General features: G+C 65.3%; 22 protein-coding genes and 1 tRNA gene. 12 read left to right on the top strand and 11 right to left on the bottom strand.

Translation table 11 applies throughout. From position 1 onward, the window contains the following. Positions 1 to 23: 23 nt before the first annotated feature. Positions 24 to 1085, bottom strand: coding sequence for an IS630-like element ISRj1 family transposase (locus ACFLEY_RS08775; protein ID WP_396604610.1), 1062 nt, complete (start codon positions 1083 to 1085; stop codon positions 24 to 26). Between the two features lie 35 nt (positions 1086 to 1120). Here ACFLEY_RS08775 and ACFLEY_RS08770 point away from each other — a divergent pair, with 35 nt between their 5' ends. Further along, entirely contained in the window at positions 1121 to 1306 is a 186-nt protein-coding gene (locus ACFLEY_RS08770; protein WP_396604609.1) for a helix-turn-helix domain-containing protein, read from the top strand. 453 nt (positions 1307 to 1759) lie between these two features. Here the strand turns inward: ACFLEY_RS08770 and ACFLEY_RS08765 are convergent. From ACFLEY_RS08765 to mnmA, 4 genes are all read right to left on the bottom strand, one after another. Continuing rightward, a tRNA-Met gene (locus ACFLEY_RS08765) sits at positions 1760 to 1836 on the bottom strand. 252 nt (positions 1837 to 2088) lie between these two features. Beyond that, the gene (locus ACFLEY_RS08760) at positions 2089 to 2451 is read right to left on the bottom strand and encodes a hypothetical protein (protein ID WP_211434115.1); all 363 of its coding nucleotides are present in this window, start codon (positions 2449 to 2451) and stop codon (positions 2089 to 2091) included. A gap of 44 nt (positions 2452 to 2495) precedes the next feature. Then, positions 2496 to 3134 carry a class I SAM-dependent methyltransferase gene (locus tag ACFLEY_RS08755; protein ID WP_011089732.1) on the bottom strand — a complete coding sequence of 213 codons (639 nt, stop codon included), beginning with the start codon at positions 3132 to 3134 and terminating at the stop codon, positions 2496 to 2498. A gap of 21 nt (positions 3135 to 3155) precedes the next feature. Then, positions 3156 to 4337, bottom strand: a complete 1182-nt coding sequence (gene mnmA / locus ACFLEY_RS08750) for a tRNA 2-thiouridine(34) synthase MnmA (protein WP_060908816.1) — start codon at positions 4335 to 4337, stop codon at positions 3156 to 3158. A gap of 343 nt (positions 4338 to 4680) precedes the next feature. Between mnmA and ACFLEY_RS08745 the strand changes: the two genes are divergently transcribed. The 11 genes from ACFLEY_RS08745 (at position 4681) to ACFLEY_RS08695 (ending at position 17010) form a co-directional block, all read left to right on the top strand. Beyond that, on the top strand, positions 4681 to 6330 hold the full coding sequence (locus ACFLEY_RS08745; RefSeq protein WP_060908817.1) for a flagellar hook-length control protein FliK: 1650 nt from the start codon (positions 4681 to 4683) through the stop codon (positions 6328 to 6330). Between the two features lie 13 nt (positions 6331 to 6343). Further along, positions 6344 to 7051, top strand: a complete 708-nt coding sequence (locus tag ACFLEY_RS08740; protein ID WP_011089735.1) for a flagellar hook assembly protein FlgD — start codon at positions 6344 to 6346, stop codon at positions 7049 to 7051. Between the two features lie 384 nt (positions 7052 to 7435). Continuing rightward, on the top strand, positions 7436 to 7711 hold the full coding sequence (locus ACFLEY_RS08735; RefSeq protein WP_002714638.1) for a DUF1153 domain-containing protein: 276 nt from the start codon (positions 7436 to 7438) through the stop codon (positions 7709 to 7711). Between the two features lie 180 nt (positions 7712 to 7891). Then, a complete protein-coding gene (fliF, locus tag ACFLEY_RS08730; protein ID WP_396604608.1) occupies positions 7892 to 9505 on the top strand; it encodes a flagellar basal-body MS-ring/collar protein FliF in 1614 nt (537 codons plus the stop codon). A 17-nt stretch (positions 9506 to 9522) separates the two neighbouring features. Further along, positions 9523 to 10614, top strand: a complete 1092-nt coding sequence (gene fliG / locus ACFLEY_RS08725) for a flagellar motor switch protein FliG (protein WP_011089737.1) — start codon at positions 9523 to 9525, stop codon at positions 10612 to 10614. Further along, a complete protein-coding gene (locus tag ACFLEY_RS08720) occupies positions 10614 to 11234 on the top strand; it encodes a FliH/SctL family protein (RefSeq protein ID WP_011089738.1) in 621 nt (206 codons plus the stop codon). Before fliG ends, ACFLEY_RS08720 begins: the two co-directional genes overlap by 1 nt. A 3-nt stretch (positions 11235 to 11237) precedes the next feature. Beyond that, positions 11238 to 11588, top strand: a complete 351-nt coding sequence (fliN, locus tag ACFLEY_RS08715; protein WP_028173120.1) for a flagellar motor switch protein FliN — start codon at positions 11238 to 11240, stop codon at positions 11586 to 11588. A gap of 59 nt (positions 11589 to 11647) precedes the next feature. Further along, positions 11648 to 13033 carry a sigma-54-dependent Fis family transcriptional regulator gene (locus ACFLEY_RS08710; protein ID WP_060908819.1) on the top strand — a complete coding sequence of 462 codons (1386 nt, stop codon included), beginning with the start codon at positions 11648 to 11650 and terminating at the stop codon, positions 13031 to 13033. 150 nt (positions 13034 to 13183) lie between these two features. After that, positions 13184 to 14248 (top strand): IS630-like element ISRj1 family transposase, encoded by a 1065-nt coding sequence (locus ACFLEY_RS08705; RefSeq protein ID WP_026192128.1) that lies wholly within the window; start codon positions 13184 to 13186, stop codon positions 14246 to 14248. Between the two features lie 183 nt (positions 14249 to 14431). Continuing rightward, positions 14432 to 15592 (top strand): vanadium-dependent haloperoxidase, encoded by a 1161-nt coding sequence (locus tag ACFLEY_RS08700; protein WP_396604965.1) that lies wholly within the window; start codon positions 14432 to 14434, stop codon positions 15590 to 15592. 269 nt (positions 15593 to 15861) lie between these two features. After that, a complete protein-coding gene (locus tag ACFLEY_RS08695) occupies positions 15862 to 17010 on the top strand; it encodes a M20 family metallopeptidase (RefSeq protein WP_011089743.1) in 1149 nt (382 codons plus the stop codon). Positions 17011 to 17123: 113 nt separating this feature from the next. On the opposite strand, the gene ACFLEY_RS08690 is transcribed toward ACFLEY_RS08695, so the two are convergent. From ACFLEY_RS08690 to ACFLEY_RS08665, 6 genes are all read right to left on the bottom strand, one after another. Further along, positions 17124 to 17279: a hypothetical protein gene (locus ACFLEY_RS08690; RefSeq protein WP_171901128.1), complete on the bottom strand. Its 156-nt coding sequence runs from the start codon at positions 17277 to 17279 to the stop codon at positions 17124 to 17126. Positions 17280 to 17375: 96 nt separating this feature from the next. Beyond that, entirely contained in the window at positions 17376 to 17957 is a 582-nt protein-coding gene (locus tag ACFLEY_RS08685) for a flavin reductase family protein (RefSeq protein WP_060908821.1), read from the bottom strand. A gap of 30 nt (positions 17958 to 17987) precedes the next feature. Beyond that, the gene (locus ACFLEY_RS08680; protein WP_060908822.1) at positions 17988 to 18824 is read right to left on the bottom strand and encodes an ATP-binding cassette domain-containing protein; all 837 of its coding nucleotides are present in this window, start codon (positions 18822 to 18824) and stop codon (positions 17988 to 17990) included. Positions 18825 to 18844: 20 nt separating this feature from the next. Continuing rightward, positions 18845 to 19651 (bottom strand): aliphatic sulfonate ABC transporter permease SsuC, encoded by an 807-nt coding sequence (gene ssuC / locus ACFLEY_RS08675; RefSeq protein WP_060908823.1) that lies wholly within the window; start codon positions 19649 to 19651, stop codon positions 18845 to 18847. Further along, a complete protein-coding gene (gene ssuD / locus ACFLEY_RS08670) occupies positions 19648 to 20811 on the bottom strand; it encodes an FMNH2-dependent alkanesulfonate monooxygenase (RefSeq protein ID WP_060908824.1) in 1164 nt (387 codons plus the stop codon). The genes ssuC and ssuD overlap by 4 nt, the downstream gene beginning before the upstream one ends. Positions 20812 to 20827: 16 nt before the next feature. Then, positions 20828 to 20950 (bottom strand): hypothetical protein, encoded by a 123-nt coding sequence (locus tag ACFLEY_RS08665; protein WP_257787562.1) that lies wholly within the window; start codon positions 20948 to 20950, stop codon positions 20828 to 20830. Position 20951 lies beyond the last annotated feature (1 nt).

Raw genomic sequence — 20951 nt, 5'->3', positions numbered from 1 at the left:
GCCAAGCCCCCTAGTACCCGGAATCAGAGCTGAGTGATACGGCGGCCTTTGAAACGGCGTTGACGGACCTTTTTCTTGGTCCAGACGAAGGGCTCGGCTCTGTCGTTGTATGCGTTGACGTAGGCATCGATGTGTTCCTGAAGCTGCTTGAGGCTCGTGAAGGAGGTGCCGCTCGACTGCCCCTGCAAGATGGAAAACCATACTTCGACCTGATTGAGCCATGACGCACTTGTCGGCGTGAAATGAAATTGCACGTTGGGGTGGGCCTTGAGCCAGTCCTCGTTCTTTTTATGGGTGTTGAGGTTGTCGAGGATGACGTGAAGCTTGCGGTTCGGAAAAGCCGCGGTGACGCTGTTCATGAAATCGAGAAACTCGACGCGGCGCCGGCGTTTTGAATGGGTCGCGATGATCTTTCCGGTGGCGACTTCGAGCGCCGCAAACAATGTTGTGGTGCCATGCCGCTTGTAATCGTGGCTTTGGCCGGTCAAGGCGCGGCCATTGGGCAACTTCAGATAACCCTGCGCTCGCTCCAAAGCCTGGATCGAGGGCTTCTCGTCCACGCACAGCACAATGGCCTTCGCCGGCGGCGCGACATAGAGGCCGACAACATCGGCGGCTTTGGCCGTAAAGTTCGGGTCGTTGCTCTCGCACCAGGACTTGCGAGCCACCAGGTCAATCTTGTGGCTGCGCAGGAACCGCCAGACATATTGGACATCGACATCGCCCAGCGCCTCGGCCAGCAGGGGGCCGGTCCAGCGCGCAAACCCTTGCGGTGGCGGCTTATCCAGCAGCTTCAGAATCCGCTTGTCGGTCGTCTTCGTATAGATCGGCTGCTTGCCAGGCCGCGGCTTGTCTTGCAGCCCTTCAAGGCCATGGTCGGCATAGCGATGCCGCCAAAGGCTGACAATCCGCGGCTGGACCCCAACTTCCTTGGCGATCGACCGGGTGCTGCGCCCATCCGCCGCCAACAGAACTATCCGCGCCCGCTTCAAATCGCGCTGCAACGTCACCGGTGAGCGACAGCACGCCTCAAGCACCTTGCGATCTTTCCTCGAAAGGTGGACTTCTCTTGCTTCGGGTATCATCCCGACCTTGAATCACGACTCACGTTCCAAGAAAAGTGGGAGTGTACACCATCGCTCAAGCCTGCAACCTCGCGTGCAGCGGTCGCTCATCACTTTATCAAGCGATCCGGTCGGGCGAGCTACGTGCCGTCAAGCGTGGACGGCGCACCCTTATTTTAGCGACGGATCTAGGTGACTGGGTCAGGCGCCTACCTGCCGTCACGGCCGCGCAAGCTGAATAGTCGCATCACCAAGGGTGAAACTATCCGGACAAACATTGCCCGGCGGAAGCTTCGCAAGAGGATTTCATCCACGATCCACGAAGCATGCACTGCTAGGGTTCGAGATGTGAGGTTGGCGACTGTGCGACGCTTGCAACAGCGCCCGCGCGGCTCCGCTCCCGCAGGTTTGAGACCGACCAATGACGCACCCTCGGAGTGCAATCCTCTCCGTTCTGGTCTGAGCTTGATGCAGTTTCTTTGGCAGGGCCCGAAAGCATTGCGGTACTCAGGGCCCGGGCCCGGGGAAAAACTGAAAAGATTGCTCAATTGAAGGATTCAGGCCGCCGAAGCCCTTCAAGGATTCGATTACGAATCGCGAGAAACTTGAGACGCTACCGATTTGCTACGGCACAGGTGTCTCAGATGCGGCGCTCGCGCCGAATCCGCATATCATATTGATTTCAAACGGCTTTATGGTAGCGGGGGAGGGACTCGAACCCCCGACCCCAGGATTATGATTCCCGTGCTCTAACCAGCTGAGCTACCCCGCCACAGGGTCGCGAACGGCGAAACCGCCGATCTCGCGAACGCGCGGCATATAAGGAAGGGGGCGGCGGGCTGTCAATCCGGGTTTGCGAAAGCTTTGACGGATATGGCGCTTGAGAGGGGAAAACCGGCCCCTTTTGGCGCTGGAGTCGCGATTTCGGGCACCAGACTCGCGGAGAGCCCCCCTCACCCGGATCGCATCTTCGATGCGCTCCGGCCTCTCCCCGCAGACGGGGAGAGGCGAAGGAAGAGCGAGCCTATTTCGGCCGGACCGTCGGGTCGCCGCCGGGGCTGCCGGGGGGCGGGATGACGGGGGTGTTGCCTCCGCTTTCGGGGGCGGGGGCGTGCATGTCGGGGTCTACGCCCGAGGGCGGGCAGAGCACGCCGTCGGATTTGGCCAGCCTGTCGCCGAGCGGTTCCCGGGACTGGCCGGTGGTGGTGCCGTCGGGCGCGGTAGCGCGGTTCGGGCGGTCCTGGGGCAGGCAATTGGCGGCGTGCTGCGCCGATGGCGGCGCGGTCGCTTGCGGCGGCGTCGCAGGTAGCGGCGGGGCCTGCGCCATCGCGGCGCCTGACGCCGCGATGACGAGGCCCGCAACGATGAGTTTTGATGTCGTGCGCATGGGAGGGAAACGCCGGGGTAAGGCCCGGTGTTCCCCCAACGCGATCACGATTTGCGGTAGCGGATCAGCGAAAAGTGGCCCATCGGCGGCATCGGGCGGCGCTCGGCCAACGTGATGCCGCCGTGCTTTGCGGCCCAGTCGACCAGGCGCTGCCACGGGAATTCCGGGCGCCAGCCGAGGCGGCGGGCGACGGGCGCGAAGGCCAGCTCGAACAGCTTGCGCGGACCGCTCTCGGCACCGATGTGGTTGACGAGGATCAGCTCGCCACCGGGCTTCAGCACGCGCACGAATTCGTCGAGCGTGCCCTCGGGATCTGGCACGGCGGTGATGACATATTGCGCGACCACCGCATCGAAGAAGTTTTCGGGGAAGGCGAGGTTTTTCGCGTCCATCACCGAGAGCACCTCGACATTGCTGAGCCGCAGCGCGCGCACGCGCGCCTGCGCCTTGCGCAGCATCGGCTCGGAGATGTCCACGCCGCAGATCTTCGTGGTGCGCGAATAGTCAGAGAGTGAGAGCCCGGTGCCGACGCCGACATCGAGGATGCGGCCGCCGATGCGGTCGGCCTCCGCGATGGTCGACTGCCTTCCGGCGTCGAACACCTTGCCGAACACGAGATCGTAGACCGGCGCCCAGCGGCCATAGGCCTTCTCGACCCCGGCCCGCGAGATGTCTGCTGCCATGCCCCCTGCCCCGGAAATTTTCTAGCCGCGCACCGCTTCCACCAGCGGCCTCGCAGCGTTGCTCGCAACCTTCGCCGCGGCGCTCTGGATGAAGCCGCCGCCGAGCACGCGCGCCTGCCCCGAGGGCGCATCGTAGAACACGCAGGCCTGGCCCGGCGAGACGCCCTCCTCGCCGGCGACGAGCTCGATCTCGTAATGGCCGCCAGCGCCGCGCAGCCACGCCGGCTGGGGGCTGCGCGTCGAGCGCACGCGCACGAACATCTCGAGGCCATTGCCGATGGCGCTATCGATATCACCGCCGCCGAGCCAGTTGACGTCGCGCAAGCTGATGCGGTGCATCTTCAGCGCCTCGCGCGGGCCGACGACGACCCGGCGATTGGCGGCCTCGAGCCGCACCACGAACAGCGGCGCGTGAGCGGCGATGCCGAGGCCGCGGCGCTGGCCGACGGTGAAATTGGCGATGCCGTTGTGCCTGCCGAGCACGCGGCCGTCGAGATCGACGATGTCGCCGGGGTCCATCGCGTTCGGCCGCAGGCGGGTGATGATGTCGGTGTAGCGCCCCGTCGGCACGAAGCAGATGTCCTGGCTGTCGTGCTTGTCGGCGACCGCAAGACCGAAGCGGCGCGCGAGTCCGCGCGTCTCCGGCTTGGTCATGTCGCCGAGCGGAAAGCGCAGATAGTCGAGCTGTTCCTGCGTGGTCGCGAACAGGAAGTAGCTCTGGTCGCGATCGGCATCGGCGGCGCAGACCAGCGCGCGCGAGCCGTCGTCGAGACGGCGCGAGGCGACGTAATGGCCGGTGGCGAGCGCCTGGGCCCCTAACTCGCGCGCGGTCTTGAGTAGGTCGCGAAACTTGACCGAGCGGTTGCACTCGATGCACGGCACCGGCGTTTCACCAAGAGCATAAGAGTCGGCGAAATTGTCGATGACGGACTCGCGAAAACGGTCCTCGTAGTCGAGCACGTAATGGGGAATGCCGAGCTTGGCGGCGACGTCGCGGGCGTCGTGGATGTCCTGGCCGGCGCAGCAGGCGCCCTTGCGATGGGTCGCCGCGCCATGGTCGTAGAGCTGCAGCGTGATGCCGACGACGTCGTAGCCCTCAGCCTTGAGCAGCGCAGCCGTCGTCGAGGAATCGACGCCGCCCGACATGGCGACGACGATCCTGGTGTCCTGCGGACGGCCTTCGAGATCCAGACTGTTGAGCATGGGTTCTTAAGGTGTGACGGCGGCGTTCGGCGATCCGCGATGTGCCTTTGGCCGGGACATCGGTGGTCCCGGGGAACTTCGGTTCCCGCAGGGCGCGACTGGCCCGGTCGAAAGCGGCTGAGAGCGATCTCTTTAATATAGGGGGCATTCCGGTGAAGCAATCACAGGGGAGGCCGGCTTAGGGCAATTCTTGCCGGGGCGGCAGAAATGGCGGGGTCGCGGAGGGCCCTGCGGCAGCAAGCTCGACGCATCAAGATATTGATTTTACTTCTAAATTTTCCACGCTCAGCGCTGGCCCGCTCCTTGCTACCCCTGTGCCGAAGATGTTTTCAAGAGGTCGCCTGTGGTCGGTCGGACGTCAGATGTAGCTGCCAACGTGCCGGTTCCTAGCGCGCAGCAAAAGACTGCACGCTCGCAAGGGCCGAAGGAAACGTCGACGAACGACGCCTTCGGCTCGCTGGTCGACGACAGTAGTACCCAGGCGATCAGCAACAACGCGGCCTCGCAGGCGCAGGACAGCGCGCCGCGGCGGACCGATTCGGCGTCATCTGCCGCAGACAAGAGCCCGCGCGACACCTCCTCGACCGACCAGTCCTCGCAGAGCAAGGCGAGCGACGACACTGACAATTCCGCGTCCGCCGGGAGCGAGACGACGGACGATCCGGCCAAAGCCACGGACACGGCGTCGGCCAAGAGCAAGGACAAGACCAAGGACAAGCCGGAGGCGTCCGACGCCAAATCGGCGGACAAGTCCGACGCGACCAAGGGCGACAAGTCCGACGGCACCGACGGGCTCGCCGCCGCCGTCGCAATCGATGCCGCCGCGGCCGCGCAAGTGGACGCGACCCAGGCCGCCGTGCCCGATCCGAACGCGATCGTGGTGGCCGCGCCGGTCGTGCCTCTCGATCCGAACGCTGCGGCGAACCAGGCCGGCGATGCCGCCGCCTCGCCGCTGACGATCGCCGCCGCCGGCCTCGCCGCCAGCGCCTCCACCGCGGCGCAGATCGCCGGCGCCAAGACCGATACCGCGACGGCTGGCGACAAGAGCGCCAAGGCCGCGGGCGCCAAGGTCGATGCCGAGACCTCGGCGACGCTCGCGGACGCCGCGACCGGCACCACCGACGGCACCGCGACCGACGCCAAGACCAATGGCGGACTGATCGCCGCCGCCGTTGACCAGGGCACGCCGAAGACCTCGTTCAAGGCCGCCGCCATCGCGCCAGGCGCGAGCGACGTCTCCAATATCGGCCAGGACGCGGGCAAGGCGAACGCCGCGACCGCGCAAACGCCGGCGACCGCGACCGGCGCCGCCGCGCATCCGCAAGCGGCCAAGCCGCAAGACGATGCCGGCGCGACCGACGCGAAGGCTGCTCCCGCCGACCGAGCCGCCGATGCAGCGCCTGGCGCAGCGGCCACGCACGCCCATGCGAATGCGCCGGCCAATGTAGCCGCGACCGACACCAGCGCACAGGCCGCCTCCGCCGTGCAGGCGCCGCTGACCACGACGACGTCGGCCGCGACGGCATCGACCGCAACGCTCACCGCGACCGCGGCAACTTCGACCGCCGTGCCGATCAACGCCGTGCCGATCGAGATCGCGGCCGCCGCGCGCGCCGGCAAGACCCGCTTCGACATCAGCCTCGATCCGGTCGATCTCGGCCGCATCGACGTCCGCATCAATGTCGACCGCAACGGCCAGGTCACCTCGCATCTCACCGTCGAGAAGCCGGAGACGCTGCAGATGCTGCGGCAGGACGCGCCGCAATTGCAGCGCGCGCTCGACGATGCCGGCTTCAAGACCGGCAGCAACGGACTCTCGTTCAGCCTGCGCGACCAGAATTCGTCGGGCCAGAACTCCGGCCAGAACAACGACAATGGCGGCAATGCCCGCCGGCTGATCATCAGCGAGGACGACACCGTTCCCGCAGCGCCCGTGGGACGCGGCTACGGCCGCATGCTCGGATCGAGCAGCGGCGTCGACATCAGAGTGTGAGGAGTATTCGCAAATGACCACCACGAATGCCGCCACCGCCCCTTCCGTCGTCTCCGGCACGACCGACGTCCCGAAATCGTCCTCGTCGAACTCGCTGAGCTCGAGCACGGGATCGACGCTCGCCGGCAACTTCCAGACCTTCCTGACGCTGCTGACGACGCAGCTGCAGAACCAGAACCCGCTCGATCCGCTCGACACCAACCAGTTCACCCAGCAGCTGGTGCAGTTCGCCGGCGTCGAGCAGCAGCTCAAGACCAACGATGCGCTGTCCCAGCTCGTCACCCTGCAGCAGACCACGCAGGCGACGCAGGCGCTGGGCTTCGTCGGCAAGACCGCGCTGGTCGACGGCTCGACCGCGACCATGAAGAACTCGTCGGCGACCTGGCATCTCAACGTGCCCAGCGACTCGACCGTCGACATCACCGTCGCCAATTCCAGCGGCCAGACCGTGTTCACCGGCAAATACACCGCCGCCGCCGGCACCGACATTCCCTTTACCTGGAACGGCCAGGGCAATGACGGCACGCAATGGCCCGACGGCAAGTACACGATCTCGGCCACAGGCAAGGACGTCGCGAACAACAATGTCGGCATCGCCGCGCAGGTGCAGGGCGTGGTGTCGTCGGTCGACCTGACCCAGTCGCCGCCGCTGCTCACCATCGACGGCGCCAGCTACACCCTGAGCCAGGTGAAGAGCATCATCGCGACGAGCAGCAATTAAAGGCCTGCGCGGCCGCCACACACGAGATGTCATCCCCGCGAAGGCGGGGATCCATAACCACAGAACGTCGTTTTCGCGTGAGACCGTAACCCCGAGTCGTCGTCAAACTGCTCCCTGGGGTTATGGGTCCCGGGCTCGCGCTCCGCGCGCCCCGGGACGACGGTTGAGAGCTTTGTAGCGTCGCGCTCGGGCCCGATTTGTTAGTAAAGTATTTACCTTCTGCCCGCCCGGCCGGCCGAGATTACGTCTCCCGCCCTCCGGGCCGGCCGTGTTCCCGCAAGTTTCAACGAGAATTGTATTGAAGCCTTAGGCTTAGCGGATTTTTAAGCCGCCGCGCGTAGGGTTACGGCGTGAGTTCAGTGGTTGAGAGTTTGTGAGTACGCCATGACAGAACCCCATCGCCCGAGGGTAAAATACGTCATCGGGCCGGACGGCAGTCCGCTGACGATCGCAGATCTGCCAGCACCCGGCACCAAACGCTGGGTCATCCGCCGCAAGGCTGAAGTCGTCGCCGCCGTCCGTGGCGGACTTCTCTCCCTTGAGGAGGCCTGCAGCCGTTATACGCTGACGGTCGACGAATTCCTCTCTTGGCAGTTTTCCATCGACCAGCACGGTCTGGCGGGTCTTCGCACCACCCGCATCCAGCAATATCGCCAGTAAGCGATCCGGAAATCTGCGGCTTTTGACGAAAATCGGCCTCGCCCTGCGAGGCCGATTTTTTTCATGACGCGACTTTTGTCCCAGCTCTTAACCTTCGTTAACCATATCGAAACCATCACCTAGGCAATAATTGCCCAGTCGACCGCTCTGGAATGCGGATCGAAGCTTCGGGGCGGTTGCTTGCAAGGTCTTGCGGCCTTTTTAAAAGGTATCGGCGCCGCCCGCTTCGGGGCGATGATCGCGGTCACCGCCGCGCTCGTCGGCTTCTTCGCGTTCGTCATCATGCGGGTCACCACGCCGCAGATGACGACGCTGTTCACCGACCTCTCGGTGGAAGATTCTTCCAGCATTATCAAGGACCTGGAACGCCAGGCCATCCAGTTCGAGCTGCGCAATGAGGGCACCATCATCATGGTGCCCAAGGACAAGGTGACGCGGCTGCGGATGAAGCTCGCCGAGGGCGGCCTGCCCAAGGGCGGCGGCGTCGGCTACGAGGTGTTCGACAAGTCGGACGCGCTCGGCACCACCTCTTTCGTCCAGAACATCAATCATCTGCGCGCGCTGGAAGGTGAGCTCGCCCGCACCATCCGTGCCATCGACCGCATCCAGGCCGCCCGCGTCCATCTGGTGCTGCCCGAGCGCCCGCTGTTCTCGCGCGAGGCGCCGGAGCCGTCCGCCTCGATCGTGGTGCGGGTCCGCGGCGCGCTGGAGGCGCAGCAGATCAGGGCCATCCGCCATCTCGTCGCCTCCGCCGTCAACGGACTGAAGCCGCAGCGGGTCTCGATCGTCGACGAGGCCGGCCAGCTGCTCGCCGACGGCGCCGCGACCGATCCGGAGCAGGCGCTCGGCGACGAGCGCCGCACCACCTTCGAGAAGCGGATGCGCAAGCAGGTCGAGGACATCGTCTCCTCGGTGGTCGGGTCGGGCCGTGCCCGCGTCCAGCTCTCCGCCGATTTCGACTTCAACAAGATCACCCAGACCTCGGACAAGTTCGACCCCGAGGGCCGCGTGCTGCGCTCTACCCAGACCCGCGAAGAAAGCAGCATGACCGCCGACAACAACGGCCAGGTCACCGTCAACAACGAGCTGCCGGGCAACCAGCAGAACAACGGCGTCGCGGCCAAGGACCAGAGCAAGAAGACCGAGGAGACCAACAATTACGAGATCTCCCGCACCACCAAGACCGAGGTGACCGAAGCCGGCCGGGTCAACCGCATCTCCGTCGCGGTGCTGGTCGACGGCATCTACAGCAAGAACGACAAGGGCGAGCTGGCCTATCAGGACCGCACCAAGGAGCAGCTCGACCGCATCGCGACCCTGGTGCGCTCGGCCATCGGCTTCGACCAGAAGCGCGGCGACCAGGTCGAGGTCGTCAATCTGCGCTTTGCCGATGCCCCTTCCACCGCCCCGATCGCCGAGCCGTCGGGCTTCCTCGGCATGCTCCAGTTCACCAAGGACGACGTCATGTACTTCGTCGAGCTCGGCGTGATGATGCTGCTCGGCCTGGTCGTGCTGTTCATGGTGATCCGCCCGCTGGTCAAGCGCATCCTGGCTTCCGACGAGGTCGCCGCCGCCATAAGTGGCGTGCTCTCCGGCCCGGCCGCCTCGGACGAGGCCGCGCCGGCCGCCGGCCAGGCGCTGCTGCCCGGCGGCGCAGCCAGCGCGATCGACGTCGCAACCATCCAGGGCCAGGTCCATGCCCAGTCAGTTCATCGTGTCGGCGAGCTCGCCGAACGCAACCCCAACGAAACCGTCGCCATCATCCGCCAATGGCTGACCGAACCCGCGAAATGATCGAGAAGTGAACTGACATGGCCGCCAACCTGCAAAACGCCAACTCCAACGACATCACCAGCGTGATCTCGACGCTCGGCGCCCGCCAGGGCAGCCGTGCGGGCGCCAAGACCGAGGCGGTGGCGGGACCCAAGCGCGCCGCGATCCTGATGCTGGCGCTGGGCGAGCAGTACGGCGGCAAGATCTGGTCGATGCTCGACGACGACGAGGTGCGCCAGCTTTCGCTGGAAATGTCGACGCTCGGCACCGTCGAGGTCGACACGGTCGAGGACATGCTGCTCGAGTTCGTCTCGCGGATGTCGGCCTCGGGCGCGCTGATGGGCAATTTCGACGCCACCGAACGGCTGCTCCAGCAATACCTGCCGCCGGAGCGCGTCAACGGCATCATGGACGAGATTCGCGGCCCCGCCGGGCGCAACATGTGGGAGAAGCTTTCCAACGTGCAGGAAGAGGTTCTCGCCAACTATCTCAAGAACGAATATCCGCAGACCATCGCGGTGGTGCTCTCGAAGCTGAAGCCGGAGCACGCCGCGCGCGTGCTCGGCATCTTCCCCGAGGACCTCGCGCTCGACGTCGTCAACCGCATGCTGAAGATGGAAGCGGTGCAGAAGGAGGTGATCGAGAGCGTGGAGAAGACGCTGCGCACCGAATTCATGTCCAACCTGTCGCAGACCCGCCGCCGCGACGCCCACGAGGTGATGGCCGAAATCTTCAACAATTTCGACCGCCAGACCGAAACCCGCTTCATCACCTCGCTGGAAGAGGACAACCGGGAATCGGCCGAGCGCATCAAGGCGCTGATGTTCACCTTCGACGACCTCGTGAAGCTGGATTCCGGCTCGGCCCAGACCCTGATGCGCAACGTCGACAAGGACAAGCTCGGCGTCGCGCTCAAGAGCGCCAACGAGGACGTCCGCAACTTCTTCTTCGGCAACATGTCCTCGCGCGCGGCCAAGATGCTCCAGGACGACATGGCGGCGATGGGCCCGGTCCGCCTGCGCGACGTCGACGAGGCGCAGGCGCTGCTGGTCAACCTCGCCAAGGATCTCGCCGCCAAGGGCGAGATCATGCTGACCAAGAACCGCGCCGACGACGAACTGGTGTATTGATGGCCGCTCCGGCAAAATTCCTGTTCGACACCGACTTCGCCGCGCCGGACCGGACGCGCGAGAAGGCCGCGACCGCGGCCGAGATCGCCCAGAAGGTCGCGGAAGCGGAGGCGCGCGCCTATCAGGACGGCTTTGCCGCCGGCCAGCGCGAGGCCAAGGCCGAGAGCGACCGCCGCGTCGCGCTCGCCATGGAAGAGATCAACATCGCGATCCGTGGCGTCGCCTCGGGCATGGGCAACATCGAGATCAAGATGGAGACCGAGGCGGTCGAGGTCGCGGTCGCGGTGGCGCGCAAGCTGTGCGCCGATCTGGTCGCCGCCGAGCCGCTCGGCGAGATCGTGGCGCTGGTCAAGGATTGCTTCTCGCATCTGGTCGCGACGCCGCATCTCGTCGTCCGCATCAACGACGCGCTCTACGACAGCGCCCGCGAGAAGATCGAGCGGCTCGCCAAGCAGAGCGGCTTCGAGGGCCGGCTGGTGATCCTGGCCGAGCCGGAGATTGCAACCGGCGACTGCCGGATCGAATGGGCCGATGGCGGCGTCGTGCTGGAGCGCGGCGCCATCGCGGCCAAGATCGACGAAATGGTCGGACGCTATATCGCGTCCCGCAGGGGGAGCTAAGCCATGAGCGACACCGACGGACAGGTCCCGCTGCCCGATCTCAACGGCCCGATGCCGCCAACCGGCACCGATGTCGGCTACAGCGAGGACGAATATGCGGCGCGCGCCGCCGCCGACCTCGAGGCCGTGTTCGACGTGCCGGTGCAGGTCTCGGCCGTGCTCGGCCGCTCCAAGATGGACGTTGGCGAGCTCCTGAAGCTCGGGCCCGGCACCGTGCTCGAGCTCGACCGGCGCGTCGGCGAGGCCATCGACATCTACGTCAACAACAAGCTGGTCGCCCGCGGCGAGGTCGTCCTGGTCGAGGACAAGCTCGGCGTGACCATGACCGAAATCATCAAGACCGAACGCACGTGATCATTTGCGATTGCAGGGAATGACGCGCGGCAGCGCGACCAGACGGACAGGAGACTGACATGCGGCTTCTCATCGTTGGCACATTGAAGGGCCAGCTCACCACCGCCACCAAGATCGCGATGGAGAACGGCGCCACCGTGACCCACGCCGAGGATCACGAGCAGGCGATGCGCGTGCTGCGCGGCGGCAAGGGCGCCGACCTCCTGCTGGTCGACGTCGCCCTCGACATCCGCGACCTCGTGATGCGGCTGGAGGCCGAGCACATCCACGCCCCGATCGTCGCCTGCGGCATCACCAACGACGCCCGCGCCGCGGTCGCCGCGATCCGCGCCGGCGCCAAGGAATACATCCCGCTGCCGCCGGATCCGGAGCTGATCGCCGCGGTGCTGGCCGCGGTCGCCAACGATTCCCGCGAGCTGGTCTATCGCGACGAGGCGATGGCCAAGGTGATCAAGCTCGCGCAGCAGATCGCAGGCTCGGATGCCTCGGTGATGATCACCGGCGAATCCGGCACCGGCAAGGAAGTGCTGGCCCGCTACGTCCACACCCGCTCGTCGCGCGCCAAGCGCCCGTTCATCTCGATCAACTGCGCCGCGATCCCCGAGCATCTCTTGGAGTCCGAGCTGTTCGGCCACGAGAAGGGCGCCTTCACCGGCGCGATCGCCCGCCGCATCGGCAAGTTCGAGGAAGCGACCGGCGGCACGCTGCTGCTCGACGAAATCTCGGAGATGGACGTCCGCCTGCAATCGAAGCTGCTGCGCGCCATCCAGGAGCGCGTGATCGACCGCGTCGGCGGCACCAAGCCGGTGCCGGTGGACATCCGCATCATCGCGACCTCGAACCGCAATTTGGCCGAGGCCGTGCGCGAAGGCACGTTCCGCGAGGACCTGCTGTTCCGCCTCAATGTGGTCAACCTGAAGATCCCGCCGCTGCGCGAGCGTCCCCTCGACATCCTCGAGCTCGCCCAGCACTTCGTAAAGAAGTACGCCGAAGCCAACGGCGTGCCGGTGCGCCCGGTCTCGGCGGAAGCGCGCCGCGTGCTCTCGACCAACCGCTGGCAGGGCAACGTCCGCGAGCTCGAAAACACCATGCACCGCTCCGTGCTGATGGCGCAGGGCGACGAGATCGGACCCGACGCGATCCTCACCCCGGACGGCGACCGCCTCGACCTCGCCAAGACGGTACCGGCCGTGGCGCATGCCACGATGGCCGCCGAGCAGGTGACGCGCGCGCTCGTCGGCCGCACCGTGGCCGATGTCGAACGCGACCTGATCCTGGAGACGCTGAAGCACTGCCTCGGTAACCGCACCCACGCCGCCAACATCCTGGGGATTTCGATCCGGACGCTGCGCAACAAGCTCAACGAATACGCCGACGGCGGCATCCCGATTACGCCAGCCGGGACGCCGGGTGAGTACCCGCGGATGCCGATGGTGGGGGCGTAAGGCTTCTGCGAATATCGAGAGGATGCGAATGCCCGGGCTCGGCCCGGGCATTTTCTTTTTGAGGAGAACGCAACCAGTCACCACACAATAAGTGTCGTCCCGGCCTAGTACCCACTTTTCTTGGAACGTGAGTCGTGATTCAAGGTCGGGATGATACCCGAAGCAAGAGAAGTCCACCTTTCGAGGAAAGATCGCAAGGTGCTTGAGGCGTGCTGTCGCTCACCGGTGACGTTGCAGCGCGATTTGAAGCGGGCGCGGATAGTTCTGTTGGCGGCGGATGGGCGCAGCACCCGGTCGATCGCCAAGGAAGTTGGGGTCCAGCCGCGGATTGTCAGCCTTTGGCGGCATCGCTATGCCGACCATGGCCTTGAAGGGCTGCAAGACAAGCCGCGGCCTGGCAAGCAGCCGATCTATACGAAGACGACCGACAAGCGGATTCTGAAGCTGCTGGATAAGCCGCCACCGCAAGGGTTTGCGCGCTGGACCGGCCCCCTGCTGGCCGAGGCGCTGGGCGATGTCGATGTCCAATATGTCTGGCGGTTCCTGCGCAGCCACAAGATTGACCTGGTGGCTCGCAAGTCCTGGTGCGAGAGCAACGACCCGAACTTTACGGCCAAAGCCGCCGATGTTGTCGGCCTCTATGTCGCGCCGCCGGCGAAGGCCATTGTGCTGTGCGTGGACGAGAAGCCCTCGATCCAGGCTTTGGAGCGAGCGCAGGGTTATCTGAAGTTGCCCAATGGCCGCGCCTTGACCGGCCAAAGCCACGATTACAAGCGGCATGGCACCACAACATTGTTTGCGGCGCTCGAAGTCGCCACCGGAAAGATCATCGCGACCCATTCAAAACGCCGGCGCCGCGTCGAGTTTCTCGATTTCATGAACAGCGTCACCGCGGCTTTTCCGAACCGCAAGCTTCACGTCATCCTCGACAACCTCAACACCCATAAAAAGAACGAGGACTGGCTCAAGGCCCACCCCAACGTGCAATTTCATTTCACGCCGACAAGTGCGTCATGGCTCAATCAGGTCGAAGTATGGTTTTCCATCTTGCAGGGGCAGTCGCTCAGCGGCACCTCCTTCACGAGCCTCAAGCAGCTTCAGGAACACATCGATGCCTACGTCAACGCATACAACGACAGAGCCGAGCCCTTCGTCTGGACCAAGAAAAAGGTCCGTCAACGCCGTTTCAAAGGCCGCCGTATCACTCAGCTCTGATTCCGGGTACTAGAGTCCGCGGGCAGCGCGACGCGACGTCGGCCAGAGCCGCATCGGCCGCGCGATACGTCCTTCAAATCGAAAGGGCACGCCATGAAATGCTCCTCGTGGACCATCTCCCGCCTTTCGCTGATTGTAACGCTGATCGCAGTCTCGGCATCGCTGGCACGCGCCGACGTGATCATGGACTGGAATGCAAAGGCCGACGCGATCGCTGCCGAGAAGCAAATTCTTCCAGCGCCCCACAGTCGCGTCTTGTCCATGATGCACGTCGCGATGTTCGAGGCGGTCAATGCGATCGACCGCCGGTACGCGCCCTACAAGCTCTCCTTGCCCGCGGATCGTTCGACGTCGCGGGAAGCTGCGGCGGCAGTTGCCGCCCACGACGTGCTGCTTTCGGTCTATCCGGACCTCAAGCCGGACCTGGATGCGACGCTGACGAATTCTCTGGCGCCGATTGCCGACGGCGAGTCCAAGATCGCCGGCATCAGCCTCGGGAAAGAGGCCGCAATGCAGATCATCGAGCTTCGTGCGAACGATGGCAGCGCCGCTCCGGAGACTTACCGCCCCCTGACGACACCGGGCGCGTACGTTCCGACCACCGTTCCGCTGTTCTCAACCACGGGCGCGACGACGCCCTGGGTCATGGTTTCCGGATCGCAGTTTCGCCCCGGCCCGCCGCCGGCGCTTGGTTCAGAGGTGTGGACCCGGGATGTCAACGAAATCCGCGAGGTCGGCAGCCGAAGCAGTACAACCCGGACGCCGGAGCAAACGACGATCGGCCGATTCTGGTTCTTTGTCGGTGCCCGCACCTACAATCCGATCGTGAGGCAAGCTGCAATGGCCAAGGGCATGGATCTCGTCGACTGCGCCCGGCTGTTCGCGCTGACGTCAATTGCCGGCAACGACGCCCTCGTTGCGGTGTTCGATGCAAAATACCATTACAATCTCTGGCGACCGATCACCGCCATACGCAACGCCGACCTGACGTCGAATCCGGCGACGCCACGCGACCCGTCCTGGCTGCCACTCGGCGAAACGCCGATGCATCCGGAATATCCCTGTGCTCACTGCATCACGTCGGCGGCGATTTCGACCGTGCTCCAGAGCGTCGTTGGAGATTTCGGCGAGTTTTCGCTGACCAGCTCCACGGCACCAGGTGTCACGCGCAAATGGTCGCGGCTCCAGGACTACAGCGACGAAGTCTCCAACGCCCGCATCTGGGCCGGCTTTCACTACCGGTTCTCGACCGAGGTCGGCAAGGACATGGGTCGGAAGATCGGCGCACTGACCGTCGCGACCCAGCTTCGCGGTGTGGAAGCGATGGCGGAGCCGAAGCGTTAAGGCTGGTGCCCACATCCGCAGTGTCGTCCTGGCGAAGGCCAGGACCCATTACCCCAGAGAGGAGTTTGACGAAGATTCGTCGTCCGGTACTCCTACCGCCCTCCATCGGTAGATTCCGCGGTATGGGTCCTGGCTTTCGCCAGGACGACGATGAGGAGACAGTGTGCGTCCAAACCCGCAGACGGCGGCATGGCCGCACCGCGTTCTCCGACTAGGTCGCGCCTGCGCAAGGCCGTATAACCCCGCGTGAGAACCACACGAGGGTAAACATGTCTGAAGCTCAAATCACGGACTGGCTGGCGTCGCAGCGGCAGGCGATGATCGATCTGTTGCGCGACGTCGTGAACATCGATTCCGGGTCCTATGACAAGGAGGGCGTCGATGCGGTCGGGGCGCGGTTCGAGCGGCACTTCGCCGAGCACGGCATCCCGTTCCGGCGCGAGAGCAACTCCACCTTCGGCGATGCGATTCATGCCGAGGTGACAAAGCCCGGCAGCAACGAGAAGCCGGTGCTGCTGATGGGCCATCGCGACACCGTGTTCGGCAAGGGCGAGGCCGGACGGCGTCCCTTCACGATCCGCGACAACCGCGCCTATGGCCCCGGCGTCGCCGACATGAAATCCGGCGTCGTGATGAACATCTTCGTGGCGACCGCCTTCCACAAGTTCGGCGGCAGCCCGCACCCGATCAAGGTGCTGATCACCTCCGACGAGGAGATCGGATCGCCCTCGTCGCGACCCGTGATCGAGCGCGAAGGTCGTGCCGCGCGTGCGGTGTTCAACTCCGAGCCGGGCCGCCCCACAGGCAACGTCGTCACCGGCCGCAAGGGTGGCATCTTCATGCATCTGGCCATCACCGGCAAAGCTGCGCATTCCGGCGCCAATTTCGCCGCCGGCGTCAGCGCGATCGGCGAGCTCGCGCACAAGATCGTCCAGGTCCACGCGTTGACCAATCTCGACAAGGGCATCACGCTCAATGTCGGCCTCGTCTCCGGCGGCCAGTCCGTCAATACGACGGCGCCCTATGCCGAGGGCCAGATCGATCTGCGCTATGTCGATCCCGCAGACCGCGCCACGGTGATGGCCGCGATCGAGACAATCGTCGCGACCTCCTATGTGCCGGGCACGAGCGCAACGCTGACGATCAAGGGCGAGTTCGTGCCGGTGGTGCAGAGCGAGGCCTCGAAGACGCTGTTCGAAGGTTATCAAGCTGCGGCAAGGCAGGTCGGCCTCACCACGCTCCAGGGCGAGTTCTCCGGCGGCTGCGCCGATTCCGGTTTCACCGCCGCGGTCGGCACGCCGACCATCTGCGGCCTCGGCCCGGTCGGCGGGCTCGCGCACACGCCGGAGGAATATCTCGAGATCGACAGCATCGTGCCGCGCGCACAGGCGCTGGCGCTGGCGATTCTGAGAGGGTGAATTCGTAACTTCCGTAGGGCGGGCAAAGCGAAGCGTGCCCACCATTTCGTTCGCAGCGAAGATGGTGGGCACGGCGCAAGTGCGCCTTTGCCCACCCTACGAGATCTCGGGCGTCACGAATAACTCGGTGCGTCGGGCTTGCGGAAAATGTGGATGGGGTCGCCGGGAATGATCGGCTGGCCGCTGAACATGGCATAGGCGTAGAGCGCGAGATAGGCGATCGCCAGCGCGCCGATGGTGTAGAAAGCCCAGGTCGCGACGCGCTTCATCGTTCCGCTCCGTTGCCGTCCCGAACGGGAGGCTCAGGGCGCTTCTAGAGCGATGAGGGAAAAAAGGCCAGCCTGCACGATGCCTCTTTGCGGCGATCAAACGCCGCGCCGGGTGCGCGCGGGAACGCTGACCTCGGCGAGCCTTGCCGCGTCTTCGTCCTGGTCGACCGCCACATACTGGCCGTGCCAATAGGCGAGCGCCGCAGTCCGCGTCGAACTCTTGACGTCCCTGACACGGCCGATGACGATGCCGTGCGAGTGCCGCTCGACGATCTCCTCGACCTCGCAATCGAAGGCCGACAATGCGCCGACCAGCAGCGGGACTCCCGAGACCGCCGTCACCCACCGGGCGCCGGCGAAGCGGTCTGCGCCCTTGAGCCCGCCCTTGCCGGCGAAGCGTTCGGCGACGTCGAGCTGGTCGGCGTTGAGGATGTTCACGCCGAAGGCGCCGTGACGCCGGATCAGCGGGAAGGACGAGGCATCGCGGTTGATGCTGACCAGCAGCGTTGGCGGTTCGACCGACAGCGAGGTGACCGAGGTCACCGTCATGCCGGAGATGTCCTTGCCCCGCCCGGCGGTGATGACGCTGACGCCGCCGGTGAGGTGGCGCATGGCGCCGCGGAAATCGGCGGGAGAGACGGGGATTTCAGTCATGAGATCGCGAGGCACTACATTCATGGCGTGTCCCCGAAGCGGGGTTCCCTCTATTTAGGTACGATCGTCCGCCGACAAAAGGTGGCTCAGGATCGAGCCTTCGAGGCCCGCAAGCTCGGCCGAGCCGCGCTCCCGCGGCCGGGCTGGGTTAACCACGACGTCATGGGCGATCCGGCCCTCCTCGATCACCAGCACCCGGTCCGCCAGCGCGACCGCCTCGGAAACGTCGTGGGTCACCAGGATCGCGGTAAAACCCTGGTCGCGCCAGACGTGCTCCAGAAGCCGCTGCATCGAGATGCGGGTCAGCGCATCCAGCGCACCGAGCGGCTCGTCGAAGGCCAGCACGCGCGGACGGGAGACCAGCGCGCGGCCGAGCGCGACGCGCTGCTTCTGGCCGCCCGACAGCACCGAGGGCCACTGGTCGCGCTTGTCGGCGAGGCCAACCTCGGTCAGCGCCTTCTCGGCGCGGGCATGCGCATCGGCGGACGAACGATCGCGGCCGAGACCGACCTCGACATTGGCGAGCACGCGAGCCCAGGGTAATAGCCGCGGCTCCTGGAACATCACGCGGATATCCTCGGGCTGGACGTCGCTGCCAAAGCTGATGCTGCCGGCATCGATCTCGTCCAGGCCGGCGATCAGGCGCAGCAGCGTGCTCTTGCCGCAGCCGCTCTTTCCGACGATGGCGACGAACTGGCCGGCCGGGATGTGCAGGTCGATGCCGCGCAGCACCTCATTGTCGCCGAAGGACTTTCGCAGCCCCCGGATGCTGAGCGGCAGGCCGCTGGCCTGCACCACCCGCTCCTCGCGCACCACGCGGGCGTGAGGCGCGAAATTGGCGCGGCTGGCGAACTCGGTTTCGGGAAGGGAGGTCCGAAGGGCTGTCTGCATGTGATTCCCAGTATTGCTGCTCAACGTTTCTGGAAGGCGGGGTGCCAGGAGAGCGTCGCCCGCTCCAGCACGCGGGAGGCGCTGTCGGCGAGCTTGCCGAGCAGGGCGTAGATCAGGATCGAGAGCACGACGACGTCGATCAGCATGAACTCGCGCGCCTGCATCGCCATGTAGCCGAGCCCTGAGGACGCCGCGATGGTCTCGGCCACGATCAGGGTCAGCCACATGATGCCGAGCGCGAAGCGGATGCCGACGAAGATCGAGGGCAGCGCGCCCGGAAAGATCACGCGGCGGAACAATTCGCCGTCGCTCATGCCGTAGATGCGGCCCATCTCGATCAGCTGGGGATCGACGGTGCGGATGCCGTGCAGTGTGTTGAGGTAGATCGGAAAGAACACCCCGAGCGCCACCAGGAACAGCTTTGCGCTCTCGTCGATGCCGAACCACAGGATGACCAGCGGGATCAGCGCCAGGTGCGGCACGTTGCGGACCATCTGGAGCGTGGTGTCGGTGAGCCTTGCCGAGAGCTGCGACAGGCCGTTGGCAAGCCCGAAGGCGAAGCCGATGCTGCCGCCGATCAGGAAACCGATCGAGGCGCGCCAGAACGAGACCCAGATGTTGCGCGCGAGCTCGCCGGAGAGCAGCAGCTTCCAGCCGGCGAGTGCGACGTCGCTCGGCGCCGGCAGCACGCGCGTCGGCACGAAGCCAGTGACGCAGGCAAGCTGCCAGATCGCGACGATGGCGAGCGGCACGATCCACTGCACCAGGCCGCCCGCACGCGGCAGGCGGACCCGGCGCGGAAGAGAAATACTGTCGATGAGGCTCATGATTGCGATGCCAGCCTGGAGGGACGGTAGTCGTTGCCGACGGTCTCGCCGAACGGACCGCTGTTGTGGTGCAGCCGCGTCACGTTGCTGCCGTGATCGAGCGAGAGCAGCGGGAACACCAGCTCGGCAAAGCGATAGGCTTCCTCCAGATGCGGATAGCCCGACATGATGAAGGTATCGATGCCGATATCCTGATACTCCTTGATGCGCGCCGCGACGGTCTGGGCGTCGCCGACCAGCGCCGTGCCGGCGCCGCCGCGCACCAGGCCGACGCCGGCCCACAGGTTCGGGCTAATCTCGAGCTTGTCGCGCTTGCCGCCATGGAGCTGCGCCATGCGCTGCTGGCCGACGGAGTCCATCCGGGCAAAGTTCTTCTGCGCCCGCGCGATGGTATCGTCGCTGACATGCTTGATCAGCTCGTTGGCCGCACGCCAGGCCTCTTCATTGGTCTCACGGACGATCACGTGCAGGCGAATGCCGAAGGACAGCTTTCGGCCCCGCGCGCTCGCGACCTCCCTCACCCTCGCGATCTTCTCGGCAACCTGGGCCGGCGGCTCACCCCAGGTGAGGTATTTGTCGACGGTATCGACCGCGACATCGATGCCGGCGTCCGACGAACCGCCAAAATAGAGCGGCGGCCGCGGCGACTGCACCGGGGGGAACAGCAGCTTGCCGTCCTCGATGCGGATGTGCTTGCCCTCGACATTGACGGCCCTGCCAGCGAGCAGATCACTATAGACGTTGAGGAACTCGCGCGTGACCTCGTAGCGCTCGTCGTGGCCAAGGAAGATGCCGTCGCCCTTGTTCTCAACGGGATCGCCGCCGGTGACGACGTTGATCAGGAGCCTGCCGTTGGTGACGCGATCGAGCGTCGCGGTCATGCGCGCGGCCACGCTTGGCGATTGCAGGCCGGGCCGGACTGCCACGAGATAGCGCAGCCGCTCGGTGAACGGCGCGACCGAGGAGGCGACGATCCAGGAATCCTCGCAAGACCGCCCCGTCGGCAGCAGCACGCCGAAATAGCCGAGCTGGTCGGCCGCCTGCGCGATCTGGCGCAGATAGTTGAAGTTGACCTCGCGGCCGCCGGTCGCGGTGCCCAAATAGCGGCCGTCACCGTGGGTCGGCAGGAACCAGAGGATGTTGCTTTTGGATGGGCTCATGGACGGGCTCCGATGACTAGCCGTAGGTCGTGCCGACGGCGGCCGCGACGATGCTGATCGACATGACGATGGCTGCGATCACGCGTTGAACGATGCGCCTCATGTCTAGACCTTTTGAAACGGGGAGATTGGTCGGCACG

It is taken from the genome of Bradyrhizobium sp. YCK136 (assembly GCF_044570075.1).
Classification (GTDB): domain Bacteria; phylum Pseudomonadota; class Alphaproteobacteria; order Rhizobiales; family Xanthobacteraceae; genus Bradyrhizobium; species Bradyrhizobium diazoefficiens.
The sequence above is the reverse complement of the archived record's forward strand: the minus strand, read 5'-3'. Positions and strand labels throughout refer to the sequence as shown.

Excerpts from the sequence above, each read along its gene's own strand:
- ACFLEY_RS08755 (WP_011089732.1), bottom strand. The coding sequence starts at position 3,134 with ATGGCAGCAGACATCTCGCGGGCCGGGGTCGAGAAGGCCTATGGCCGC.
- ACFLEY_RS08695 (WP_011089743.1), top strand. The coding sequence starts at position 15,862 with ATGTCTGAAGCTCAAATCACGGACTGGCTGGCGTCGCAGCGGCAGGCG.
- ACFLEY_RS08740 (WP_011089735.1), top strand. The coding sequence starts at position 6,344 with ATGACCACCACGAATGCCGCCACCGCCCCTTCCGTCGTCTCCGGCACG.
- fliG (WP_011089737.1), top strand. The coding sequence starts at position 9,523 with ATGGCCGCCAACCTGCAAAACGCCAACTCCAACGACATCACCAGCGTG.
- ACFLEY_RS08735 (WP_002714638.1), top strand. The coding sequence starts at position 7,436 with ATGACAGAACCCCATCGCCCGAGGGTAAAATACGTCATCGGGCCGGAC.
- ACFLEY_RS08700 (WP_396604965.1), top strand. The coding sequence starts at position 14,432 with ATGGACTGGAATGCAAAGGCCGACGCGATCGCTGCCGAGAAGCAAATT.
- fliN (WP_028173120.1), top strand. The coding sequence starts at position 11,238 with ATGAGCGACACCGACGGACAGGTCCCGCTGCCCGATCTCAACGGCCCG.
- ACFLEY_RS08760 (WP_211434115.1), bottom strand. The coding sequence starts at position 2,451 with ATGCGCACGACATCAAAACTCATCGTTGCGGGCCTCGTCATCGCGGCG.
- ssuD (WP_060908824.1), bottom strand. The coding sequence starts at position 20,811 with ATGAGCCCATCCAAAAGCAACATCCTCTGGTTCCTGCCGACCCACGGT.
- ACFLEY_RS08720 (WP_011089738.1), top strand. The coding sequence starts at position 10,614 with ATGGCCGCTCCGGCAAAATTCCTGTTCGACACCGACTTCGCCGCGCCG.
- ACFLEY_RS08705 (WP_026192128.1), top strand. The coding sequence starts at position 13,184 with ATGATACCCGAAGCAAGAGAAGTCCACCTTTCGAGGAAAGATCGCAAG.
- ACFLEY_RS08680 (WP_060908822.1), bottom strand. The coding sequence starts at position 18,824 with ATGCAGACAGCCCTTCGGACCTCCCTTCCCGAAACCGAGTTCGCCAGC.
- ACFLEY_RS08710 (WP_060908819.1), top strand. The coding sequence starts at position 11,648 with ATGCGGCTTCTCATCGTTGGCACATTGAAGGGCCAGCTCACCACCGCC.
- ssuC (WP_060908823.1), bottom strand. The coding sequence starts at position 19,651 with ATGAGCCTCATCGACAGTATTTCTCTTCCGCGCCGGGTCCGCCTGCCG.
- ACFLEY_RS08775 (WP_396604610.1), bottom strand. The coding sequence starts at position 1,085 with ATGATACCCGAAGCAAGAGAAGTCCACCTTTCGAGGAAAGATCGCAAG.
- mnmA (WP_060908816.1), bottom strand. The coding sequence starts at position 4,337 with ATGCTCAACAGTCTGGATCTCGAAGGCCGTCCGCAGGACACCAGGATC.
- ACFLEY_RS08685 (WP_060908821.1), bottom strand. The coding sequence starts at position 17,957 with ATGAATGTAGTGCCTCGCGATCTCATGACTGAAATCCCCGTCTCTCCC.
- ACFLEY_RS08690 (WP_171901128.1), bottom strand. The coding sequence starts at position 17,279 with ATGAAGCGCGTCGCGACCTGGGCTTTCTACACCATCGGCGCGCTGGCG.